General features: G+C 72.8%; 14 protein-coding genes. 12 read left to right on the top strand and 2 right to left on the bottom strand.

The features are described 5' to 3' along the window. The first annotated feature begins 46 nt into the window (after positions 1 to 46). Both ACWGH0_RS07270 and ACWGH0_RS07265 read left to right on the top strand, forming a co-directional pair. On the top strand, positions 47 to 238 hold the full coding sequence (locus ACWGH0_RS07270; RefSeq protein WP_453403166.1) for a DUF6381 family protein: 192 nt from the start codon (positions 47 to 49) through the stop codon (positions 236 to 238). 430 nt (positions 239 to 668) lie between these two features. After that, a complete protein-coding gene (locus ACWGH0_RS07265) occupies positions 669 to 1,958 on the top strand; it encodes an ATP-binding protein (protein WP_453403165.1) in 1,290 nt (429 codons plus the stop codon). A gap of 209 nt (positions 1,959 to 2,167) precedes the next feature. Here ACWGH0_RS07265 and ACWGH0_RS07260 read toward each other — a convergent pair whose 3' ends face one another. Together ACWGH0_RS07260 and serC are read right to left on the bottom strand one after the other, a co-directional pair. Next, positions 2,168 to 2,848 (bottom strand): DUF4360 domain-containing protein, encoded by a 681-nt coding sequence (locus tag ACWGH0_RS07260; RefSeq protein WP_453403164.1) that lies wholly within the window; start codon positions 2,846 to 2,848, stop codon positions 2,168 to 2,170. 310 nt (positions 2,849 to 3,158) lie between these two features. Next, complete coding sequence (gene serC / locus ACWGH0_RS07255; protein ID WP_453403163.1) at positions 3,159 to 4,277, bottom strand: phosphoserine transaminase; 1,119 nt, start codon at positions 4,275 to 4,277, stop codon at positions 3,159 to 3,161. A gap of 157 nt (positions 4,278 to 4,434) precedes the next feature. On the opposite strand from serC, the gene ACWGH0_RS07250 reads away from it, so the two are divergent. From ACWGH0_RS07250 to ACWGH0_RS07205, 10 genes are all read left to right on the top strand, one after another. Further along, entirely contained in the window at positions 4,435 to 7,293 is a 2,859-nt protein-coding gene (locus ACWGH0_RS07250; protein WP_453403162.1) for an FAD-linked oxidase C-terminal domain-containing protein, read from the top strand. 100 nt (positions 7,294 to 7,393) lie between these two features. Further along, positions 7,394 to 8,371: an EamA family transporter gene (locus tag ACWGH0_RS07245; protein WP_453403161.1), complete on the top strand. Its 978-nt coding sequence runs from the start codon at positions 7,394 to 7,396 to the stop codon at positions 8,369 to 8,371. A 113-nt stretch (positions 8,372 to 8,484) separates the two neighbouring features. Then, positions 8,485 to 9,288: a TIGR03084 family metal-binding protein gene (locus tag ACWGH0_RS07240; RefSeq protein WP_453403160.1), complete on the top strand. Its 804-nt coding sequence runs from the start codon at positions 8,485 to 8,487 to the stop codon at positions 9,286 to 9,288. Positions 9,289 to 9,368: 80 nt separating this feature from the next. Next, complete coding sequence (locus ACWGH0_RS07235) at positions 9,369 to 11,072, top strand: acyclic terpene utilization AtuA family protein (protein ID WP_453403257.1); 1,704 nt, start codon at positions 9,369 to 9,371, stop codon at positions 11,070 to 11,072. A gap of 58 nt (positions 11,073 to 11,130) precedes the next feature. Beyond that, positions 11,131 to 12,729: an acyl-CoA carboxylase subunit beta gene (locus tag ACWGH0_RS07230; protein ID WP_453403159.1), complete on the top strand. Its 1,599-nt coding sequence runs from the start codon at positions 11,131 to 11,133 to the stop codon at positions 12,727 to 12,729. 11 nt (positions 12,730 to 12,740) lie between these two features. Continuing rightward, a complete protein-coding gene (locus tag ACWGH0_RS07225) occupies positions 12,741 to 14,726 on the top strand; it encodes an acetyl/propionyl/methylcrotonyl-CoA carboxylase subunit alpha (protein ID WP_453403158.1) in 1,986 nt (661 codons plus the stop codon). Continuing rightward, complete coding sequence (locus tag ACWGH0_RS07220) at positions 14,723 to 15,886, top strand: acyl-CoA dehydrogenase family protein (protein WP_453403157.1); 1,164 nt, start codon at positions 14,723 to 14,725, stop codon at positions 15,884 to 15,886. Before ACWGH0_RS07225 ends, ACWGH0_RS07220 begins: the two co-directional genes overlap by 4 nt. Positions 15,887 to 15,930: 44 nt before the next feature. Continuing rightward, entirely contained in the window at positions 15,931 to 17,529 is a 1,599-nt protein-coding gene (locus ACWGH0_RS07215) for a 4-coumarate--CoA ligase family protein (protein ID WP_453403156.1), read from the top strand. Next, complete coding sequence (locus ACWGH0_RS07210) at positions 17,526 to 18,263, top strand: enoyl-CoA hydratase family protein (RefSeq protein ID WP_453403155.1); 738 nt, start codon at positions 17,526 to 17,528, stop codon at positions 18,261 to 18,263. Before ACWGH0_RS07215 ends, ACWGH0_RS07210 begins: the two co-directional genes overlap by 4 nt. After that, positions 18,251 to 18,976, top strand: a complete 726-nt coding sequence (locus ACWGH0_RS07205) for a TetR/AcrR family transcriptional regulator (protein WP_453403154.1) — start codon at positions 18,251 to 18,253, stop codon at positions 18,974 to 18,976. Before ACWGH0_RS07210 ends, ACWGH0_RS07205 begins: the two co-directional genes overlap by 13 nt. Positions 18,977 to 19,063 lie beyond the last annotated feature (87 nt).

Genomic DNA, 19,063 nt, shown 5'->3' with positions numbered 1-19,063 from the left:
ACTGCTCTGCTGGAGGGGACCGCTCTTCCAACGTCAAGGAGTGACGATGAGCATTGCAGGCGAATCCAGTGGCCGTGTGCAGCAGATGCGCGAGAAGGCCGAGCAGCTGAAGCAGGCGGCGGAGCGTGCGACCGACCCGCAGGAGCGCCAGAAGCTCCAGGAGAAGGCGCAGCGGCTGCAGGAGCAGAGCCGGCAGGAGAGCTCGATGGGCGGCCAGCAGGGTCTCCTGCCCGAGTAATCGGACTGCCTGTCCGGCCTCGCCTCATAGTGAGCCGATGGCTTTCCGCCCCGCGCGAGCGGGCGGCGGAGCCATCGGCTTGCTGCGTTGCGGCTGTTCGCGGCTGTTCGCGGCTGTTCTTAGGACGCACCCCGAGCGTTCCCGGGAACAGTCGTTGTTCGTTCCCCGGAACGGCCGCTGTTCGTTCCCGGGAACGGCTGTTGTCGTTCCCCGGAACGGTCGCGTCGCCGTTCGTTCCCGGGAACAGCCGCTGTTGGATCCCGTGGATCCCGGAAACGGTCGAAAGCCCCTTCCCGCCGCTCGTCCCCTCCTGGCTAGAGACGGATCGTCCGACTTGCCTGTGGGCTTTGTGCACAGTGGCGCAGGACCCGTCGTGGTGGCGCCCCTAGCCTCACCGGAACAGCACCAGCACCTATGAGGGGCGGTATCGGTGAACTGGCTCATCCACGACTACCGGGAGAGCGATCTCGCGGCAGTGGTCCACCTGATCGACACCACGGCCGAGCTCGGGCAGGAGTCCGTTTTCTCGCTCGCCGAGTGCATCGGTGCGCTCACCTCGCGGCAGCCCGCCGTCGTCGCGGTGCACCAGGGCGTGCCCATCGGTGCGGCGCTCGCCTGCGTCGCCGGTGAGCGGGCCTGGGTGATGCGTATCGCGATCTCCTCCGCCTGGCGCGGACGCGGACTGGCCAGTGCGCTCCTCGTCGAGCTGGAGCGGCGGCTCGTCGCCGCGCGCGTCGGGCGCATCGCGTACGTGCTGCCCGAGGAGGACCTGCTCGGTGAGGGGCTGCTCAACGCCGGGTACACGCGCCAGCCGGCCGTCGCGTACTTCGAGAAGGTCGAACCGCTGCACGGCCCTTCGGCCAACCTCCTGGAGGACCTCGGCGGGCGTTTCCTGCCCAGCGACCTCTGGGCGAAGGTGGCCGGCATGGAGGCGGAGAAGGACCTGATCGAGCGGCGCGTCGTACTGCCGCTCGCGCAGCCCGAGCGAGCCGCCCGGCACGGCGTCCGGCCGCCGCGCGCGGTCGCTCTCTTCGGGCCTCCCGGGACCGGCAAGACGACGTTCGCGAGAGGCATCGCCTCCAAGCTCGGCTGGCCGTTCGTCGAGCTGCTGCCGTCGAGGCTGGCCGACGAGGGCAATCTCGCGGCGGCGCTGCGGGACGCGTTCGCGCGCATCGCGGAGCTGGAGCGGGTGCTGGTGTTCATCGACGAGGTCGAGGAGATCGCCCCCGTACGGACCGAGCCCGCGCAGCCCGGCGGCATGCACGGAGTGACCAATGAGCTGCTCAAGCTCATACCGGGGTTCCGGGAGGGGGACGAGCGGCTGCTGGTGTGCGCCACCAATTCCATTCGGTCGCTGGATCCGGCGTTCCTGCGGCCCGGCAGGTTCGACTACCTGATCCCGATCGGTACGCCGGACACGGCGGCGCGGGCGGCGATCTGGGCCCGCTACACGGACGGCAGGGCGGACGTGGACGTGGCGAGGCTGGTGAAGGCCAGCGAACTGTTCACGCCGGCCGACATCGAGCACGCGGCCCGCATCGCCGCCCAGGCCGCGTTCGAGCGGGACCTGGAGGAGATCGGGGCCGGTACGGGCGATCCGCGTGCGCTCGGTGCGTCCACAGACGACTATCTGGCGGCCATCGGGCAGTGCCGGCCGACGGTCACGCCCGCGATGATCGACCAGTTCGACGCGGACATCACGGCACACGCCCGGTTCTGAGCCGACGCGTGGCCGGGCGAGTGCCCCGGTGACGGGGACTATCGGGAGTTCCTGATGCCCGGCATGTTCGCCTCGGCGATGGCCTTCGGATTGCGCGGTGTTCCTGCCGCTCGCGGTACGGCGGTTCCAGGCGCTGAGCCGGTCAATTGCTGATCCGGAGGCCCGGTCGGAGGGGTGGGCCCGGGAGGGGTTGCGGGCCCACCCCGGTCTCACCGGTCCGGGCACTCCTTCCAGGCCAGCCGGTAGATGGTCCTGATGTCGCCGTCGGTCGAGTCCATGGCGATGAAGCTGTTGGTCTTCGCCGGGTCGGACGTCCCGGCGTTGACCCGGAGTTCGGTGTTGATGTTGAAGTTCCGCTTCACCCCGCAGGGCGCCCAGACGAGCTGCCCCCAGTCGGTCTCGTCGGTGGCCTGCCAGTTGTTGTCGTACGGCCCGCTGTACGGGTGGCTGCGCGACGCGGTGTCGGGCGAGCCCTGGAAGTAGTACGACGCCTTCTGGACGGCGGTGGCGCCCGCCTGGAGCCGGGCGTAGCCGCGGTAGTCGGCGCTGGCGACGGCGTACGTGAAACCGTGCGGGACGTGCACGATCAGGTTGAGCTGGCAGTTCTTGCGGAAGTCGGTCGGCTTGGCGCCGAGGCCGACCTGTGCGAGGTAGTCGCTGTACGTCACGGTGAAGGCCGTGTTGTCCGGGGAGACGGCGATCGCGGCCGTTCCCTGGCGGCAGCCCGATCCGTTGACCGTCGCTATCTCGATGACGATCTTGTCGGGGGGCGCGACGATCTTCTGATGCGCGGTCGCCGGGGTGCTCTGTGCGGACAGGGTGGAGGCGAGCAGCGCGGCGGCCGCACCGCCGACGAATAACGCTCGCCGTCCTGACGTGTGTCTGGGCATGGTGCTCCGATCGGTCGTCGGGCGAACTTGGGGGGTCCAACCGAGGGAACTGCGGTGTGGTGCGGGTGCTGCGGTACGGCGTACGTGCGTTGGTCGCGCTGAAATGCCATGAGCATGTCAAACATTCAAGCGGTTCCGGCCGGTGGTGGAAGCGCCGGAAGCCCTACGGACTGTAGGCAGCCGGACGCGGCCTGGGTAGAGCGGTTATCGGCCGCGCGGGGCGGTACGAAGCGGGCGCGGCGGCGGAACGCGGGCGGGGCCCGGCGACAGTGTCGGCCGGGCCCCGCGCTGCGTACTGGTCGGCGTACCGCTACAGCTTCTCGATCACATAGTCGACGCAGGCCGTCAAGGCCTGGACGTCGGCCGGGTCGATCGCCGGGAACATCGCCACGCGCAGCTGGTTGCGGCCGAGCTTGCGGTACGGCTCCGTGTCGACGATGCCGTTGGCGCGCAGCGCCTTGGCGACCGCCGTGGCGTCGATCTCGTCGGAGAAGTCGATCGTGCCGATGACCTGCGAGCGCTTGGCCGGGTCCGTGACGAACGGCGTCGCGTACTTGGACTCGTCGGCCCAGCCGTACAGGTTGGCCGCCGAGGTCGCCGTGCGGCGGACCGACCAGTCGAGACCACCCTGCGAGTTGATCCACTTCAACTGGTTGTCGAGCAGGAAGAGGGTCGCGAGCGCGGGGGTGTTGTACGTCTGGTTCTTGAGGGAGTTGTCGATCGCCGTGGGCAGGCTGAAGAACTCCGGGACGTGACGGCCGGACGCGTGGACGCGCGCGGCGCGCTCCAGGGCGGCGGGGGAGAACGCCGCGATCCACAGGCCGCCGTCGGAGGCGAAGGACTTCTGCGGGGCGAAGTAGTAGACGTCGGTCTCGGCGATGTCGACCGGCAGGCCGCCCGCGCCGGACGTGGCGTCGACCACGACGAGGGACCCGGCGTCGGCGCCGGCCACACGCTTGATCGGCGCCGCGACGCCGGTCGAGGTCTCGTTGTGGGTGAAGGCGTACACGTCGACACCCGCCTCGGCCTGCGGGTCCGGGTGCGTGCCGGGGTCGGAGGCGATCACGGTCGGGTCGTCCAGCCACGGCGCCAGCTTGGCGGCCTTGGCGAACTTCGACGAGAACTCACCGAAGTTCAGGTGCTGGGACTTGCGCTCGATCAGGCCGTGGGTCGCGATGTCCCAGAAGGCGGTGGAACCGCCGTTGCCCAGGATCACCTCGTAACCCTCGGGCAACTGGAAGAGGTCGCGTACGCCGTCGCGCACCGAGCCGACCAGGTTCTTGACCGGGGCCTGGCGGTGGGACGTACCGAGGAGGGAGGTGCCGGTGGCGGCCAGGGCGTCCAGCGCCTCCGTACGCACCTTGGAGGGGCCCGCGCCGAAACGGCCGTCGGCGGGCTTCATGTCAGCGGGAATCTGGATCTCAGCCACGAGCCGGAGCGTAGCCGGTCGCGGGCCGTGGCGGAGACGCGCGTCCGGGGCGTGAGACACGCACTCCGGGGCTTGAGACGCGGGCGGGGGAGGGCGCGGGGCGGCCGAGTGGCTCGTGCGGGTTCGGGGGCGGGGGCGCGCGGGCATCCTTGGCTGCATGTCTGATCACAGGGACGTGAGCGGGGACAGCGGTGGGACCGGTGGCGGGAATCCGGGCCCGGCCGGCACGGCCGCGCTCGCGCGGGAGCTGCGCCGGGCCGTGGGCGGCGAGGTCGACTTCGGCGCCGCGGCGCGTGCCCTGGTGACGATGGACGCCTCGAACTACCGGCGCGTGCCGCTCGGCGTCGTCGCCCCCCGCGACGCCGCCGACCTGGCCGCCGCGCTCGCCGTCTGCCGGGCGCACGGGGTGCCGGTCGTGCCGCGCGGCGGAGGTACGTCGATCGCCGGCCAGGCGACCGGCACGGGCGTAGTCCTGGACCTCACCCGCCACATGCGTGCCATCACGGACCTCGACCCAGAGGCCCGTACCGCCGTGGTGCAGCCCGGCGTCGTACTCGACGACCTGCGGGCCGCCGCCGGGGTGTTCGGCCTGACCTTCGGCCCCGATCCGTCCACGCACAGCCGCTGCACCCTCGGCGGCATGATCGGGAACAACTCGTGCGGTTCCCACTCGGTGGCCTGGGGAACGACGGCCGACAACATCGACCGCCTGACGGTCGTGGGTTACGGCGGCGACGTACGGCGCCTGGGACGGGGCTGGCAGGGAGCACCCGAAGGACTGAGCGTTCTCGTGAACGACAACTTGACGCTCCTGCGCACCGGTTTCCCGGACCTGCCGCGCCGCATCTCCGGTTACGCGCTGGACGCGCTGCTTCCCGAGAACGGCGTGGACCTCGCGCGCGCGTTCTGCGGAAGCGAGGGCACGCTCGGCGTGGTCGGCGAGGCGACCGTACGGCTGGTGGCAGCACCCCGGGTACGCGTACTGGCCGTTCTCGGGTACGCCGGCGAGAGCGCCGCCGCCGACGCCGCGCCCGCGCTCCTCCCGTACGGGCCCCTCACCGTGGAGGGCATGGCGCAGGACCTCGTTCCCGAGAACGAGCGCGGGCTGCTCCCGCGCGGCTCGGCGTGGCTGTTCGTGGAGACGGGGGGAGAGTCGCGCGCCGAGGCGCTCGCAGCCGCCGAACGGCTGGTGAAGGCCGCCCAGGCGCTGGACGCGGCGGTCGTCACGGACACGGCCGCACAGCGCGCCCTGTGGCGCGTACGGGAGGACGCCAGCGGCACGGCGACGCGGATGCCCGACGGCAGCGAGGCATGGCCCGGCTGGGAGGACTGCGCCGTACCGCCCGCCCGGCTCGGCGCGTACCTGCGGGACTTCCGGTCCCTGCTCGCCGAGCACGGGCTGCGCGGCACGCCGTACGGCCACTTCGGCGACGGCTGCATCCACGTCCGCATCGACTTCGACCTGCTCGGCGACGACGGCGTACGGCGCTTCCGCGCCTTCTCCGAGGAACAGGCGCGACTCGTCGTCGCGCACGGCGGTTCGCTCTCCGGAGAGCACGGCGACGGACAGGCGCGCGCCGAACTGCTTCCGACGATGTACGGGAACGAACTCGTCGCCCTCTTCGGACGCTACAAGGACGTGTGGGACCCGGCCGGCGGAATGAACCCGGGCATGCTCGCCCGCCCCGCCCGGCTGGACGAGAACCTCCGCTTCACGGTGCTGCCCCGCGAGCGCGTCGACGTGGCCTTCGCGTACCCGCAGGACAGCGGTGACTTCACGGCCGCCGTACGCCGCTGTGTGGGCGTCGCCAAGTGCCGTACCGAGTCGGCGGGGGGAGCGGGCGTCATGTGCCCCTCCTTCCGCGTCACCGGAGACGAACAGCACTCCACGCGCGGGCGCGCGCGTCTGCTGCACGAGATGCTCGCCGGCGAGGTCGTCACGGACGGCTGGCGTTCGCCGGAGGTGCGGGACGCACTGGACCTGTGCCTGTCCTGCAAGGGATGCAGGAGCGACTGTCCGGTGGGCGTCGACATGGCGACGTACAAGGCAGAGTTCCTGCACCACCACTACGCGGGCCGTGTGCGTCCCGCCGCGCACTACGCGATGGGGTGGCTTCCCGTGTGGCTGCGCGCGGCCGCTCCGTTCGCGGGCGTGCTCCGGGCCGCTTCCCGGGTACGTCCGCTGGCCGCTCTCGTGAAGCGGTTGGGCGGCATCGCCCCGGAACGCGACCTGCCCGCCCCGGCGGCCCGGACGTTCAGAAGCTGGTGGCGGGCCCGCAACAGGACTGCGACGACCGCCCCGGTCGCCCTTGGGGCCGTCACGGTCGTGCTGTGGCCGGACACGTTCACCAACCACCTGTCCCCGGACGTCGGCCGGGCCGCCGTACGCGTACTGGAAGCGGCCGGTCTGCGGGTGGCGATGCCGCCCGGGCAGCTGTGCTGCGGCCTGACGTACGTCTCCACAGGGCAGCTCGACCGCGCCCGCGCGGTCATGCGCCGCACCCTGGACGGGATGGAGCGGGCCGCGGGGCTGCCCGTGGTGGTCCTCGAACCCAGCTGCGCGGCAGCGCTCAGGACTGACCTCCCCGAGCTCCTGCCGGACGACCCGAGAGCGGCCGCCCTCGCCTCCTCGGTACGCACGTTCGCGCAGGTGCTGGAGGAGTACGCCCCGCACTGGCGGCCTCCCCGGATCGACCGCCCGGTGGCGGGCCAGACGCACTGCCACCAGCACGCGGTGCTGGGCGACGCGGCGGAGCGGCGGCTGCGCGAGCGGGCGGGGCTCACCGGCGCCCTGAGCGGCGGCTGCTGCGGCCTCGCGGGCAACTTCGGCTTCGAGCGCGGCCACTACGACGTGTCCGTCGCCTGCGCGGAGGAGCAGCTGCTGCCGTCGGTACGCGAGGCGCCGGAGGGAACGGAGCTCCTGGCCGACGGCTTCTCCTGCCGCACGCAACTGGACCACCTCGCGGGCCGCCGGGCCCGCCACCTCGCGGAGGTACTGGCCGAGGGCCTGCCGTAACGGCCCCGGCGGGCGTGCTCCGGCAGTGTGCGGCGGGCGTCCGTACGCCGGTGTCAGGGGCCCGGGCGGCGGACGGTCGTGTCCGCTTACCGTGGAACATATGGATCAGCCCACCTCCGCCACTCCCGCCCCCGCCCCCGTGTCGTCCGGCACCGGTCCAGCCGGGGGCGGCGGCGTACCCGGCGGAGGCCGGCCCGAAGGGCGGCTCGGGGCGCGGCTCGGGCCCGTGGCGATGGTGGTGGCCGGCGGCCTGTCGGTGCAGTTCGGTTCCGCCCTCGCGGTGACGATCATGCCGAGCGCGGGAGCGGCCGGTGTCGTCGCCCTGCGTCTCGCCGCCGCCGCCGTCATCCTGCTCGTCGTCTGCCGTCCCAGGGTGCGCGGTTACGCCCGCGCCGACTGGTGGACGGTCGTCGCCTTCGGGCTCGCCCTGGCCGGCATGAACGGCCTGTTCTACCAGTCGCTGGACCGCATCCCGCTGGGTGTCGCGGTGACCCTGGAGGTCCTGGGCCCGCTCGCGCTGTCCGTGTTCGCCTCCCGCCGCGCCATGAGCGTCGTATGGGCCGCGCTGGCCCTCGGCGGCGTCGTGCTGCTCAGCGGCGGGGGCTTCGACCGGCTGGACCCCGTCGGCGCGGCGTACGCGCTGGGGGCGGGCGGCTGCTGGGCGGCGTACATCCTCTTCAGCGCCCGGACGGGCCGCAGGTTCCCGCAGGCGGACGGGCTGGCGCTCGCGATGGCCGTCGCCGCGGTCCTCAGCCTGCCGTTCGGGATCGCCGGCGCGGGCGGCGCGCTGCTGGAGCCGCGCACCCTGGCGCTGGGTGCGGCGGTGGCGCTGATGTCGTCCGTGCTGCCGTACACGCTGGAGCTGCTCGCGCTGCGCCGGCTGCCCGCCGCCGCCTTCGCCGTGCTGATGAGCCTGGAGCCGGCCATCGCGGCGGTCGCCGGGTTCCTGGTGCTGCACCAGGCGCTGTCGACGACGGACGCGCTGGCGATCGCGCTGGTCATCGGGGCGAGCATGGGAGCGATGCGCAGCCAGGCGCGTCATAAGCGGCGGGCAGGGGCGGATTCGGCCGCCGCGTGACCCGGCTGCGATCGGCTGCGACTGGCTGCGGAAAATAATGCAAGCATGCTTGCTTGTTTCCTGACGGGCTGCCATGCTCCGGACACACCGCCCTACCCCGAGGGGAGCGCACCGTGTCCGATCCGGCAGCCGTGCTCGACGATCTCCGCGCCGAAGGGGACGTACTCGACCAGCTGGTCGGCGGCCTGAGCGAGAAACAGTGGTCGCTCGCCACGCCCGCACCACGCTGGACCGTCGCCCACCAGATCGCGCATCTCGCGTGGACGGACACGGCGGCGCTGCTGTCCGTCACCGACCCCGAGGGCTTCGCGGCGGAGGCGCGGGAGGCGATGGCCGCGCCCGACCGGTTCGTCGACGACGGAGCCGAAGCGGGCGCCGAACTGCCGGCCGACGAGCTGCTGGCGTGGTGGAGGGACGGGCGCGAGGAACTCCAGCGCGCGCTGCGGGCGGCCCCCGCCGGGGTGCGGTTCCCCTGGTACGGCCCGCCGATGAGCGCCGCCTCGATGGCGACCGGGCGGCTGATGGAGACCTGGGCCCACGGCCAGGACGTCGCGGACGCGCTGGGCGTACGGAGGGAGCCGACGGCGAGGCTGCGGCACGTGGCCCGGATCGGCGTACGGGCACGCGGGTACGCCTTCGCGGTGCGCGGACTCACGCCGCCGGACGAGGAGTTCCGGGTGGAACTGACCGCACCGGACGGTTCCGGGCTGTGGACGTACGGCCCCGAGGACGCCCGGCAGCGCGTGACCGGGCCGGCGCTCGACTTCTGCCTCCTGATGACCCAGCGGGTCCACCGCGACGACGTGGCGGTACGGGCGGAGGGCGCCGACGCGGACCGGTGGCTCGACATCGCCCAGGCGTTCGCGGGACCGGCGGGCCCGGGGCGCGAGCCCAGGGCCGGCGGGGGAGCGGCGTGAGCGAGGGGGCCGCTCGGGAGGGCCGCCGTCCGCTGCGGATCGGCAACGCCTCGGGCTTCTACGGCGACCGCTTCGACGCCATGGGGGAGATGCTCACCGGCGGCGAACTCGACGTGCTCACCGGGGACTACCTCGCCGAACTGACCATGCTCATCCTCGGGCGCGACCGGCTGAAGGACGCCCGCCTCGGGTACGCCAAGACCTTCCTGCGGCAGCTCGAAGGGAATCTGGCCCTCGCGCACGAGCGCGGGGTGCGGATCGTGGCCAACGCCGGCGGGCTGAACCCGGGAGCGCTCGCCGGCGCCGTACGGGAACTCGCCGGCCGGATCGGCGTTCCCGTGCGCGTCGCCCATGTGGAGGGCGACAGCCTGCCGCTGCCCGAAGGGGCGCTGACGGCCAACGCCTACCTGGGCGGCGCAGGCATCGCCCAGTGCCTGCGGGCGGGCGCCGACGTGGTGGTGACCGGACGCGTCACGGACGCGGCACTGGTCACGGGACCGGCCGCCTGGTGGTTCGGGTGGGGGCCCGAGGAGTACGACCGCCTCGCGGGAGCGGTGGTGGCCGGACATGTGCTGGAGTGCGGCACGCAGGCTACGGGCGGCAACTACGCGTTCTTCGGCGGCTTCTCCGGCCGTTCCCGGGAACAGCCGAAGAAGCGCCCGGAAGGCCGCTCGGAAGGACACTCGGAAGGCAGCCCGGAAGGGCGCTCGGAAAGGCGCTTCGGCTTCCCCCTTGCGGAGATCCACGCCGACGGAGCCGCCGTCGTCACGAAGCACCCGGGAACGGGCGGTCGCGTCGACACGGGAACGGTCACCGCGCAGCTCCTGTACGAGACGGGCGCCCCCCGGTACGCCGGCCCCGACGTCACGGCGCGGCTCGACACCGTACGGCTGACGCCGGACGGCCCCGACCGGGTCCGGATCTCGGGCGTACGCGGAGAGGCCCCGCCGCCCACCCTCAAGGCCGGCGTGACCCGGATCGGCGGGTGGCGCAACGAGGTCGTGTTCGTCCTGACCGGCCTCGCCGTCGAGGAGAAGGCCGAACTGGTCCGCGCCCAGGTGGAGGACGCGCTGTCGGCGGCCGAGAGCCGTCCGGCGGAGGTCCGCTGGGAGCTGGTGCGCACCGACCGCCCCGACGCCGACACCCAGGAACGCGCGAGCGCCCTGCTGCGGCTCGCCGTACGGGACCCGGACCCGGCGAACGTCGGCCGCGTGATCAGCGGAGCGGCCGTCGAGCTTGCCCTCGGCAGCTACCCGGGATTCCACGTGACGGCACCGCCGGGAAAGGGAGCGCCGTACGGCGTCTTCGAGGCGGTCCACGTGGACGCGTCCCGGGTCGAGCACATCGCGGTGCTCCCGGACGGTGAGCGGGTACGGGTGCCGCATCCCGCGAAGACGCGCCCCTTGGAGCCGGTCGTCGCACCACCCGCCCCGCCGCCCGTACCGGAAGGACCGACCCGCAGGGTCCCGCTGGGCGCGGTCGCGGGGGCCCGCAGCGGGGACAAGGGCGGGGACGCGAACGTCGGCGTGTGGGTGCGCACCGAAGAGGCGTACGGGTGGCTGGTGCACGCGCTGACAGTGGAGCGGCTGCGCGCACTGCTGCCCGAGACGGCCGCCCTTCCCGTGACGCGGCACGTCCTGCCGAACCTGCGGGCGGTCAACTTCGTGATCGAGGGGCTCCTCGGCGAGGGCGTCGCCTCCCAGGCCCGCTTCGACCCGCAGGCGAAGGCGCTGGGCGAATGGCTGCGCAGCCGCCACATCGACATACCGGAGGTACTCCTGTGACCCTCGCAGCTCTTCGCCGACCGGCTCTCCGACCGGCTCTCCGCCCGGCGGTGACGCCGTGACCGTGCTCCCCACGGCCCTCGACCCGCGAAGCCCGGAGTACGCCGCCAACCGCGCGGCCATGCTCGCCAAACTGGCCGAACTGGACGCCGAGCACGCCAAGGCGCTCGCCGGAGGCGGCGAGAAGTACGTCGCCCGCCACCGCGCTCGCGGGAAACTGCTCCCGCGCGAGCGCGTGGAGCTGCTGCTCGACCCGGACACCCCGTTCCTCGAACTGTCGCCGCTGGCCGCGTGGGGCAGCGACTACGCCGTGGGCGCGTCCATGGTCACCGGCATCGGCGTCGTCGAGGGCGTCGAGTGCCTGATCACCGCGACGGACCCCACCGTCCGGGGCGGCGCGTCCAACCCGTGGACCCTCAAGAAGGCCCTGCGCGCGAACGAGATCGCGTACGCGAACCGCCTCCCGTGCATCAGCCTCGTCGAGTCCGGCGGCGCGGACCTGCCGTCCCAGAAGGAGATCTTCATCCCGGGCGGCGCTCTCTTCCGTGACATCACCCGCCTCTCCGCCGCCGGAATCCCGACCGTCGCGGTCGTCTTCGGCAACTCCACGGCCGGCGGGGCCTACATCCCGGGGATGTCCGACCACACCGTCATGATCAAAGAGCGTTCGAAGGTCTTCCTCGGCGGGCCGCCGCTGGTCAAGATGGCCACCGGTGAGGAGTCGGACGACGAGTCCCTCGGCGGCGCCGAGATGCACGCCCGTACCTCCGGCCTCGCCGACCACTTCGCGGTCGACGAGTACGACGCCCTGCGCCAGGCCCGCCGTATCGTCGCCCGTCTCAACTGGCGCAAGGCGCACGCCGATCCGCCGCCGGCCGAGCCGCCGAAGTACGACGAGGAGGAGCTCGCCGGTATCGTCCCCGGCGACCTCAAGGTGCCCTTCGACCCGCGCGAGGTCGTCGCCCGGATCGTCGACGCCTCCGACTTCGACGAGTTCAAGCCGCTCTACGGCACCAGCCTGGTCACCGGGTGGGCGCGCCTCCACGGCCACCCCGTGGGCATCCTCGCCAACGCGCAGGGCGTGCTGTTCAGCGCCGAGTCGCAGAAGGCCGCCCAGTTCATCCAGCTGGCGAACCAGCGCGACACGCCCCTGCTGTTCCTCCACAACACCACCGGTTACATGGTCGGCAAGGAGTACGAGCAGGGCGGCATCATCAAGCACGGCGCGATGATGATCAACGCGGTGTCCAACTCCAGGGTCCCGCACCTGTCCGTCCTCATGGGCGCGTCCTACGGAGCCGGTCACTACGGCATGTGCGGGCGCGCCTACGACCCGCGTTTCCTCTTCGCCTGGCCGAGCTCCAAGTCCGCCGTCATGGGCCCCCAGCAGCTCGCCGGCGTCCTGTCGATCGTCGCCCGGGCGTCGGCCGCCGCGAAGGGCCGGCCGTACGACGACGAGGCCGACGCGGGGCTGCGCGCCATGGTGGAGCAGCAGATCGAGTCGGAGTCCCTGCCGATGTTCCTGTCGGGACGCCTGTACGACGACGGGGTCATCGACCCGCGCGACACCAGGACCGTGCTGGGGCTCTGCCTGTCCGCGATCCACACGGCACCGGTCGAGGGCGCGCGCGGCGGCTTCGGCGTCTTCCGGATGTGAGGGGCCTTCCCATGAGTTCGACGATTTCCTCGGTCCTCGTGGCGAACCGCGGCGAGATCGCCTGCCGGATCTTCCGCACGTGCGCGCACCTGGGCATCACCACGGTCGCCGTGTACTCCGACGCGGACGCGGGAGCGCTCCACGTCCGTTCCGCGGACGCCGCCGTACGCCTGGAGGGAACGGCTCCGGCCGACACCTACCTGCGCGGCGATCTCGTCGTGAAGGCCGCCCTGGCGGCCGGGGCGGACGCGGTGCATCCCGGGTACGGGTTCCTGTCCGAGAACGCGGAGTTCGCCCGCGCCGTCCTGGACGCCGGACTGGTGTGGATCGGGCCGCCGCCCGGCGCGATCGACGCCATGGCCTCCAAGACGCGCGCCAAGGAACTCATGGCGGCCTCCGGAGTGCCCCTGCTGGCCCCCGTGCCGCCCGAGAAGGCCACCGACGAGGACCTGCCACTCCTCCTCAAGGCCGCGGCCGGCGGCGGCGGCCGCGGCATGCGCGTCGTACGCGACCTGGCGGCGCTCCCGGGAGAGCTCACGGCGGCCACCGCGGAGGCGCGCGCGGCGTTCGGGGACGGCGAGGTGTTCGCGGAGCCGTACGTCGAACACGGCCGTCACGTCGAGGTCCAGGTGATGGCCGACGCGCACGGCACGGTGTGGGCGCTCGGAACCCGCGACTGCTCGCTCCAGCGACGGCACCAGAAGGTGGTCGAGGAGGCCCCCGCGCCCGGCCTCGACGACGCCCTGCGGACCACGCTGCACGACGCGGCGGTGGCGGCGGCGAGGGCGGTCGACTACCGGGGCGCGGGAACGGTCGAGTTCCTCGTCTCGGCCGAGGGCCGCCCGTACTTCCTGGAGATGAACACGCGCCTCCAGGTCGAGCACCCCGTGACGGAGGCGGTGTTCGGCCTCGACCTCGTGGCCCTCCAGGTGCGCGTCGCCGAAGGGGAGGCCCTTCCCGCCCAACCGCCCGCCCCCTCGGGCCACGCCGTGGAGGCCCGCCTGTACGCGGAGGACCCCGCCCGCGACTGGCAGCCCCAGACGGGCCCCCTGCACGCCCTGAGCGTCCCCGACGCGCCCGGGCTGCGGCTCGACACCGGGTACGAGGGCGGGGACGTCGTGGGGGTGCACTACGACCCGATGCTGGCCAAGGTGATCGCCCACGCCCCCACCCGCGCCGAGGCCGTGCGCAAACTCGCCCGCGCCCTGGAGCGGGCCCGCGTCCACGGCCCCGTGACCAACAGGGAGCTGCTCGTGCGTTCCCTGCGGCACCCCGACTTCACCGCCGGGCGGCTCGACACCGGGTTCTACGACCGGAACCTGGGCGCCCTCACCACGCCGTCCGTGGACGCGTCGGACACCGCGCTCGCCGCGCTCGCCGCCGCCCTGGCCGACGCCGCCGCCCGGCGGGCCGCGGGGACGGCAGGGGCACGCCTGGGCGGCTGGCGGAACGTGCCGTCCCAGGCGCAGGCGAAGAGCTACCGCGCGGAGCCCGCCGGCACCGAGCACGAGGTCCGCTACCGGCACACCCGTGACGGCTGCACCGCGGAAGGCTTCGACGGCGTTCACGTGCACGCCGTACGGAGCGATCACGTGTCGCTCGAAACCAACGGCGTGCTCACGCGCTTCGACGTGCGGACGTACCCGGCGGGACGGGTGTACGTCGACGCCTCCACCGGCGGGTCGCACACCTTCACCGCCCTGCCCCGGTTCCCCGACCCCACGGTCCGCGCCGAACCGGGGTCACTGCTCGCGCCCATGCCCGGAACCGTCGTCCGCGTCGCCGAAGGGCTCACGGAGGCCGCGCGCGTCACGGCCGGGCAGCCCCTGCTCTGGCTGGAGGCCATGAAGATGGAGCACCAGGTCCGCGCCCCCGCCTCCGGCACGCTCACCGCGCTCCACGCCGCCCCCGGCCGCCAGGTCGAGGTCGGCGCCCTGCTCGCCGTCGTACAGGCCGAAGAGTCTGGCGAAGAGTCCCAGGAGGAACAGCAGTCATGAGCAACGCCGTCCTAGAGACCGAGGAACACGCCGCACTCCGCTCCGCCGTTGCCGCTCTCGGGAAGCGCTACGGACGCGACTACATGACCGCCGTCGTCCGCGAGGGACGGCACCCCGACACGCTCTGGGCAGAGGCCGCCAAACTCGGCTACCTCGGTGTGAACCTGCCCGAGGAGTACGGCGGAGGGGGCGGCGGGATCGCCGAACTGTCCATCGTCCTGGAGGAGCTCGGGGCGGCCGGCTGCCCGCTCCTCATGATGGTCGTCTCGCCCGCCATCTGCGGCACCGTCATAGCCCGCTTCGGCACGGACGCACAGAAGGCGGCCTGGCTGCCCGGCCTCGCCGACGGAAGCCTCACCATGGCCTTCGGCATCACCGAGCCCGACGCCGGGTCGAACTCCCACCGGATCACCACCACGGCCCGCCGCGACGGCGGGGACTGGCTCCTCACCGGCCGCAAGGTCTTCATCTCCGGCGTCGACATCGCGGACGCGACCCTCGTCGTCGGCCGCACGGAGGACGCGCGGACGGGCCGTCTCAAGCCGTGCCTGTTCATCGTCCCCCGCGACACCCCGGGCTTCCACCGCTCGCAGATCGACATGGAACTCCAGGCCCCGGAGAAGCAGTTCGAGCTGGTCCTCGACGACGTGCGCCTGCCCGCTGAGGCGCTCGTCGGAGACGAGGACGCCGGCCTCCTCCAGCTCTTCGCCGGACTCAACCCGGAGCGCGTCATGACCGCCGCCTTCGCCGTCGGCATGGGCCGCCACGCCGTGGGCAGGGCCGTCGAGTACGCGAAGGAGCGCACCGTCTGGAAGGACCCGATCGGTGCCCACCAGGCCATCGCCCACCCCCTCGCGCAGGCCCACATCGAACTCGAACTGGCCCGCCTGATGATGCAGAAGGCGGCCCGCCTCTACGACGACGGCGACGACCTCGGCGCGGGCGAGGCGGCCAACATGGCGAAGTACGCCGCAGCCGAGGCGTGCGTGAAGGCCGTCGACCAGGCCGTCCACACCCTGGGCGGCAACGGCCTCACCCGCGAGTACGGCCTCGCCTCGCTCATCACCGCCGCACGGGTGGCCCGTATCGCACCCGTCAGCAGGGAGATGATCCTGAACTTCGTCTCCCATCAGTCCCTGGGTCTCCCCAAGTCGTACTAGTAGGCGCGATTCTGGCCACCACCCATACCGCGGAGGGGACCGTCATGGCGTTCCAGAGCGAGTACGCGTCCGTAGAGCCCGTCGAGCTGCCCATCCACGAGGCGGTGCTGGGCAGGGCCGCCGAGTACGGCGAAACGCCCGCCCTGATCGACGGAACGAACGGCGACACCATCACGTACGGCCAACTGGACGTCTTCCACCGGCGGATCGCCGCCGCGCTGGCGGAGGCGGGAGTACGGCAGGGCGACGTGCTGGCCCTGCACAGCCCCAACACCATCGCGTACCCCGTGGTCTTCTACGCCGCGACGCGCGCCGGGGCGTCCGTCACGACCATCCACCCGCTGTCCACGGCGGAGGAGTTCACCAAACAGCTCGCCGACTCCTCCGCCCGCTGGATCGTCACCGTCTCACCGCTCCTCGGCGTCGCGCGCAGAGCCGCCGAACTCGTCGGCGGCATCGAGGAGATCTTCGTCTGCGACAGCGCGGAGGGGCACCGGTCCGTCCTCGACATGCTCGCCTCGACGGCACCCGAGCCGCGCCTCACCATCGACCCGGCCGAGGACGTGGCGGTGCTCCCGTACTCGTCGGGCACCACGGGTGTCCCGAAGGGCGTGATGCTGACGCACCGCAGCATCGCCACCAACCTGGCGCAGCTCGATCCGTTCATCCCCATGGGCCCCGGTGACCGCATCCTCGCCGTGCTGCCCTTCTTCCACATCTACGGGCTCACCGCTCTCATGAACGCCCCGCTGCGCAATGGTGCGACGGTCGTCGTACTTCCGCGCTTCGAACTCGACCAGTTCCTCGGCGCGGTCGAGAAGCACCGCATCAACGGCCTGTACGTCGCTCCGCCGATCGTCCTGGCCCTGGCCAAGCACCCCGCCGTGGCGAAGTACGACCTGTCCGGCCTGGAGTACATCGTCAGCGCCGCCGCCCCGCTCGACGCCGCACTCGCCCAGGCGTGCTCAAGCCGTCTGGGGCTGCCGCCCGTCCTCCAGGCGTACGGCATGACGGAACTGTCGCCCGGCACGCACGTCGTTCCCCGGAACGCCTCGAACCCGCCCCCGGGAACGGTCGGCAAGCTGCTCCCGGGAACGGAGATGCGCATCCTCTCCCTCGACGACCCCGGCACGGACGTGGCCGTCGGCGAGGAGGGCGAGATCGCCGTCCGCGGCCCCCAGGTGATGAAGGGCTACCTCGGCCGCCCCGACGCCACCGCCGCGATGATCGACGCCGACGACTGGCTGCACACCGGCGACGTCGGAAGGGTCGACGCGGAGGGCTGGCTGTTCGTCGTCGACCGCGTCAAGGAACTCATCAAGTACAAGGGCTTCCAGGTCGCACCGGCCGAACTGGAGGCGCTGCTGCTCACCCACGAGGCGATCGCGGACGCGGCCGTGATCGGCGTCCTCGACGCGGACGGCAACGAGGTGCCCATGGCGTACGTCGTCCCCCAGCCGTCCGCCGGCCTGACCGAGGAGGACGTGCGGACGTACGTCGCCGAGCGCGTCGCACCGTACAAGAAGGTCCGTCGTGTGGCGTTCGTCGGAAGCGTCCCCAGGGCGGCGTCCGGGAAGATCCTCAGGCGCGAACTGCGGGACCGGTACGCAGCGCGCGAGCCCCGCGAAACGGAGGGCGCATGACCCTGGTAACGACCGCGCACGAACGCGGGATCACCACGCTGACCCTCGACTCGCCGGCGAACCGCAACGCGCTGTCCGCGCGGCTCGTCGGCGAGCTGGGCGACGCACTGTCCGCGTGCGCGCGGGACCCCGCCGTACGGGCCGTGCAGCTCGCCCACACGGGGAACACGTTCTGCGCGGGCGCCGACCTCACGTCCCCGCCCGACCCGGCGGCCTTCGTGGCCCTCCTGCGGAGGATCGTCGCCCTGCCCAAGCCGGTCGTGGCACGGGTGGAGGGACACGTACGGGCCGGCGGCCTCGGACTGCTCGGGGCGTGCGACATCTCCGCCGCGGGTCCCGGGGCGAGCTTCGCCTTCACCGAGTCCCGGCTGGGGCTCGCGCCCGCCGTCGTCTCGATGCCGCTGCTGCCCCGCCTGGACCCGCGCGCCGCCGCCCGCTACTACCTGACCGGGGAGCGGTTCGACGCGGCCGAGGCGGCCCGTACGGGACTGATCACCGTGGCGTCCGGGGACGACGTGGACGCGGCGCTCGCACCCGTGCTCGACGGGCTGCGCAGGGCCTCCCCACAGGGGCTGGCGGAGTCCAAGCGCCTGGTCACGGCTACAGTGCTGGCAGCCTTCGACCGGGACGCGGACACGCTCGTCGAGCGGTCCGCGCGCCTGTTCGCCTCACGGGAGGCGGCCGAGGGCGTGACGGCATTCCTCGAACGACGGGACCCCGCATGGGCGCTGTGACCCCGACACCGGGCCGGGCCACGGACGCTGCCCGCACGCCGGGCACGGACCCGGCCACGGGCCGCACGCCGGGACACGCGCCGGTCACCGGCAAGGCCCCCAAGCAGGACCGCTCCAGGGCCACCAGGCAGCGCCTGCTGGAAGCCGCCGTGTCCTGCCTGGCCGAGCGCGGATGGGCGGGTTCCACGGTGTCCGTCGTGGCGGAACGGGCCGGCGTCTCACGGGGCGCGGCCCAGCACCACTTCCCGACCCGGGAGGACCTCTTCACGGCGGCCGTCGAGTACGTCGCCGAGGAGCGTTCCACGGCGCTGCGCGCGCTGTTCCCCGACGGCGCCACCGACCGCGCCGCGGTCGTCGGCGCGCTCGTCGACCTCTACACGGGACCGCTCTTCCGGGCCGCCCTGCACCTGTGGGTCGCCGCTTCCAACGAGGACCAGCTGGGCGCCCGGGTCACCGAGCTGGAGTCGCGCGTCGGCCGCGAGACCCACCGCATCGCCGTGGACCTCCTGGACGCCGACGAATCGGTGCCGGGCGTACGCGAGACCGTCCAGGGGCTGCTCGACATGGCGCGCGGCCTGGGTCTCGCCAATCTCCTCACCGACGACGCGGCGCGGCGCGAGCGCGTGGTGACGCAGTGGGCGGCGCTGCTCGACGGCGCGCTCGGCCGGACACACACCGGACCGGGGCCCGGCGCGCCCGGCCGTACGCCGTAATGAGGGGCCGGCGCGCCCGGCCCCTCACCCCCGGCTCTCACAGCGGTCCTCACGCCCGCGCGCACCCGTTCCCGCGTCCGGGCAGCC

The sequence above is a fragment of the Streptomyces sp. NPDC054887 genome (genome assembly GCF_053610585.1).
Note: the sequence above shows the minus strand (reverse complement) of the source record. Positions and strands in the feature narration are given on the sequence as shown.

Excerpts from the sequence above, each read along its gene's own strand:
- ACWGH0_RS07270 (WP_453403166.1), top strand. The coding sequence starts at position 47 with ATGAGCATTGCAGGCGAATCCAGTGGCCGTGTGCAGCAGATGCGCGAG.
- ACWGH0_RS07260 (WP_453403164.1), bottom strand. The coding sequence starts at position 2,848 with ATGCCCAGACACACGTCAGGACGGCGAGCGTTATTCGTCGGCGGTGCG.
- ACWGH0_RS07250 (WP_453403162.1), top strand. The coding sequence starts at position 4,435 with ATGTCTGATCACAGGGACGTGAGCGGGGACAGCGGTGGGACCGGTGGC.
- ACWGH0_RS07245 (WP_453403161.1), top strand. The coding sequence starts at position 7,394 with ATGGATCAGCCCACCTCCGCCACTCCCGCCCCCGCCCCCGTGTCGTCC.
- ACWGH0_RS07235 (WP_453403257.1), top strand. The coding sequence starts at position 9,369 with ATGGGGGAGATGCTCACCGGCGGCGAACTCGACGTGCTCACCGGGGAC.
- ACWGH0_RS07225 (WP_453403158.1), top strand. The coding sequence starts at position 12,741 with ATGAGTTCGACGATTTCCTCGGTCCTCGTGGCGAACCGCGGCGAGATC.
- ACWGH0_RS07220 (WP_453403157.1), top strand. The coding sequence starts at position 14,723 with ATGAGCAACGCCGTCCTAGAGACCGAGGAACACGCCGCACTCCGCTCC.
- ACWGH0_RS07215 (WP_453403156.1), top strand. The coding sequence starts at position 15,931 with ATGGCGTTCCAGAGCGAGTACGCGTCCGTAGAGCCCGTCGAGCTGCCC.
- ACWGH0_RS07210 (WP_453403155.1), top strand. The coding sequence starts at position 17,526 with ATGACCCTGGTAACGACCGCGCACGAACGCGGGATCACCACGCTGACC.
- ACWGH0_RS07205 (WP_453403154.1), top strand. The coding sequence starts at position 18,251 with ATGGGCGCTGTGACCCCGACACCGGGCCGGGCCACGGACGCTGCCCGC.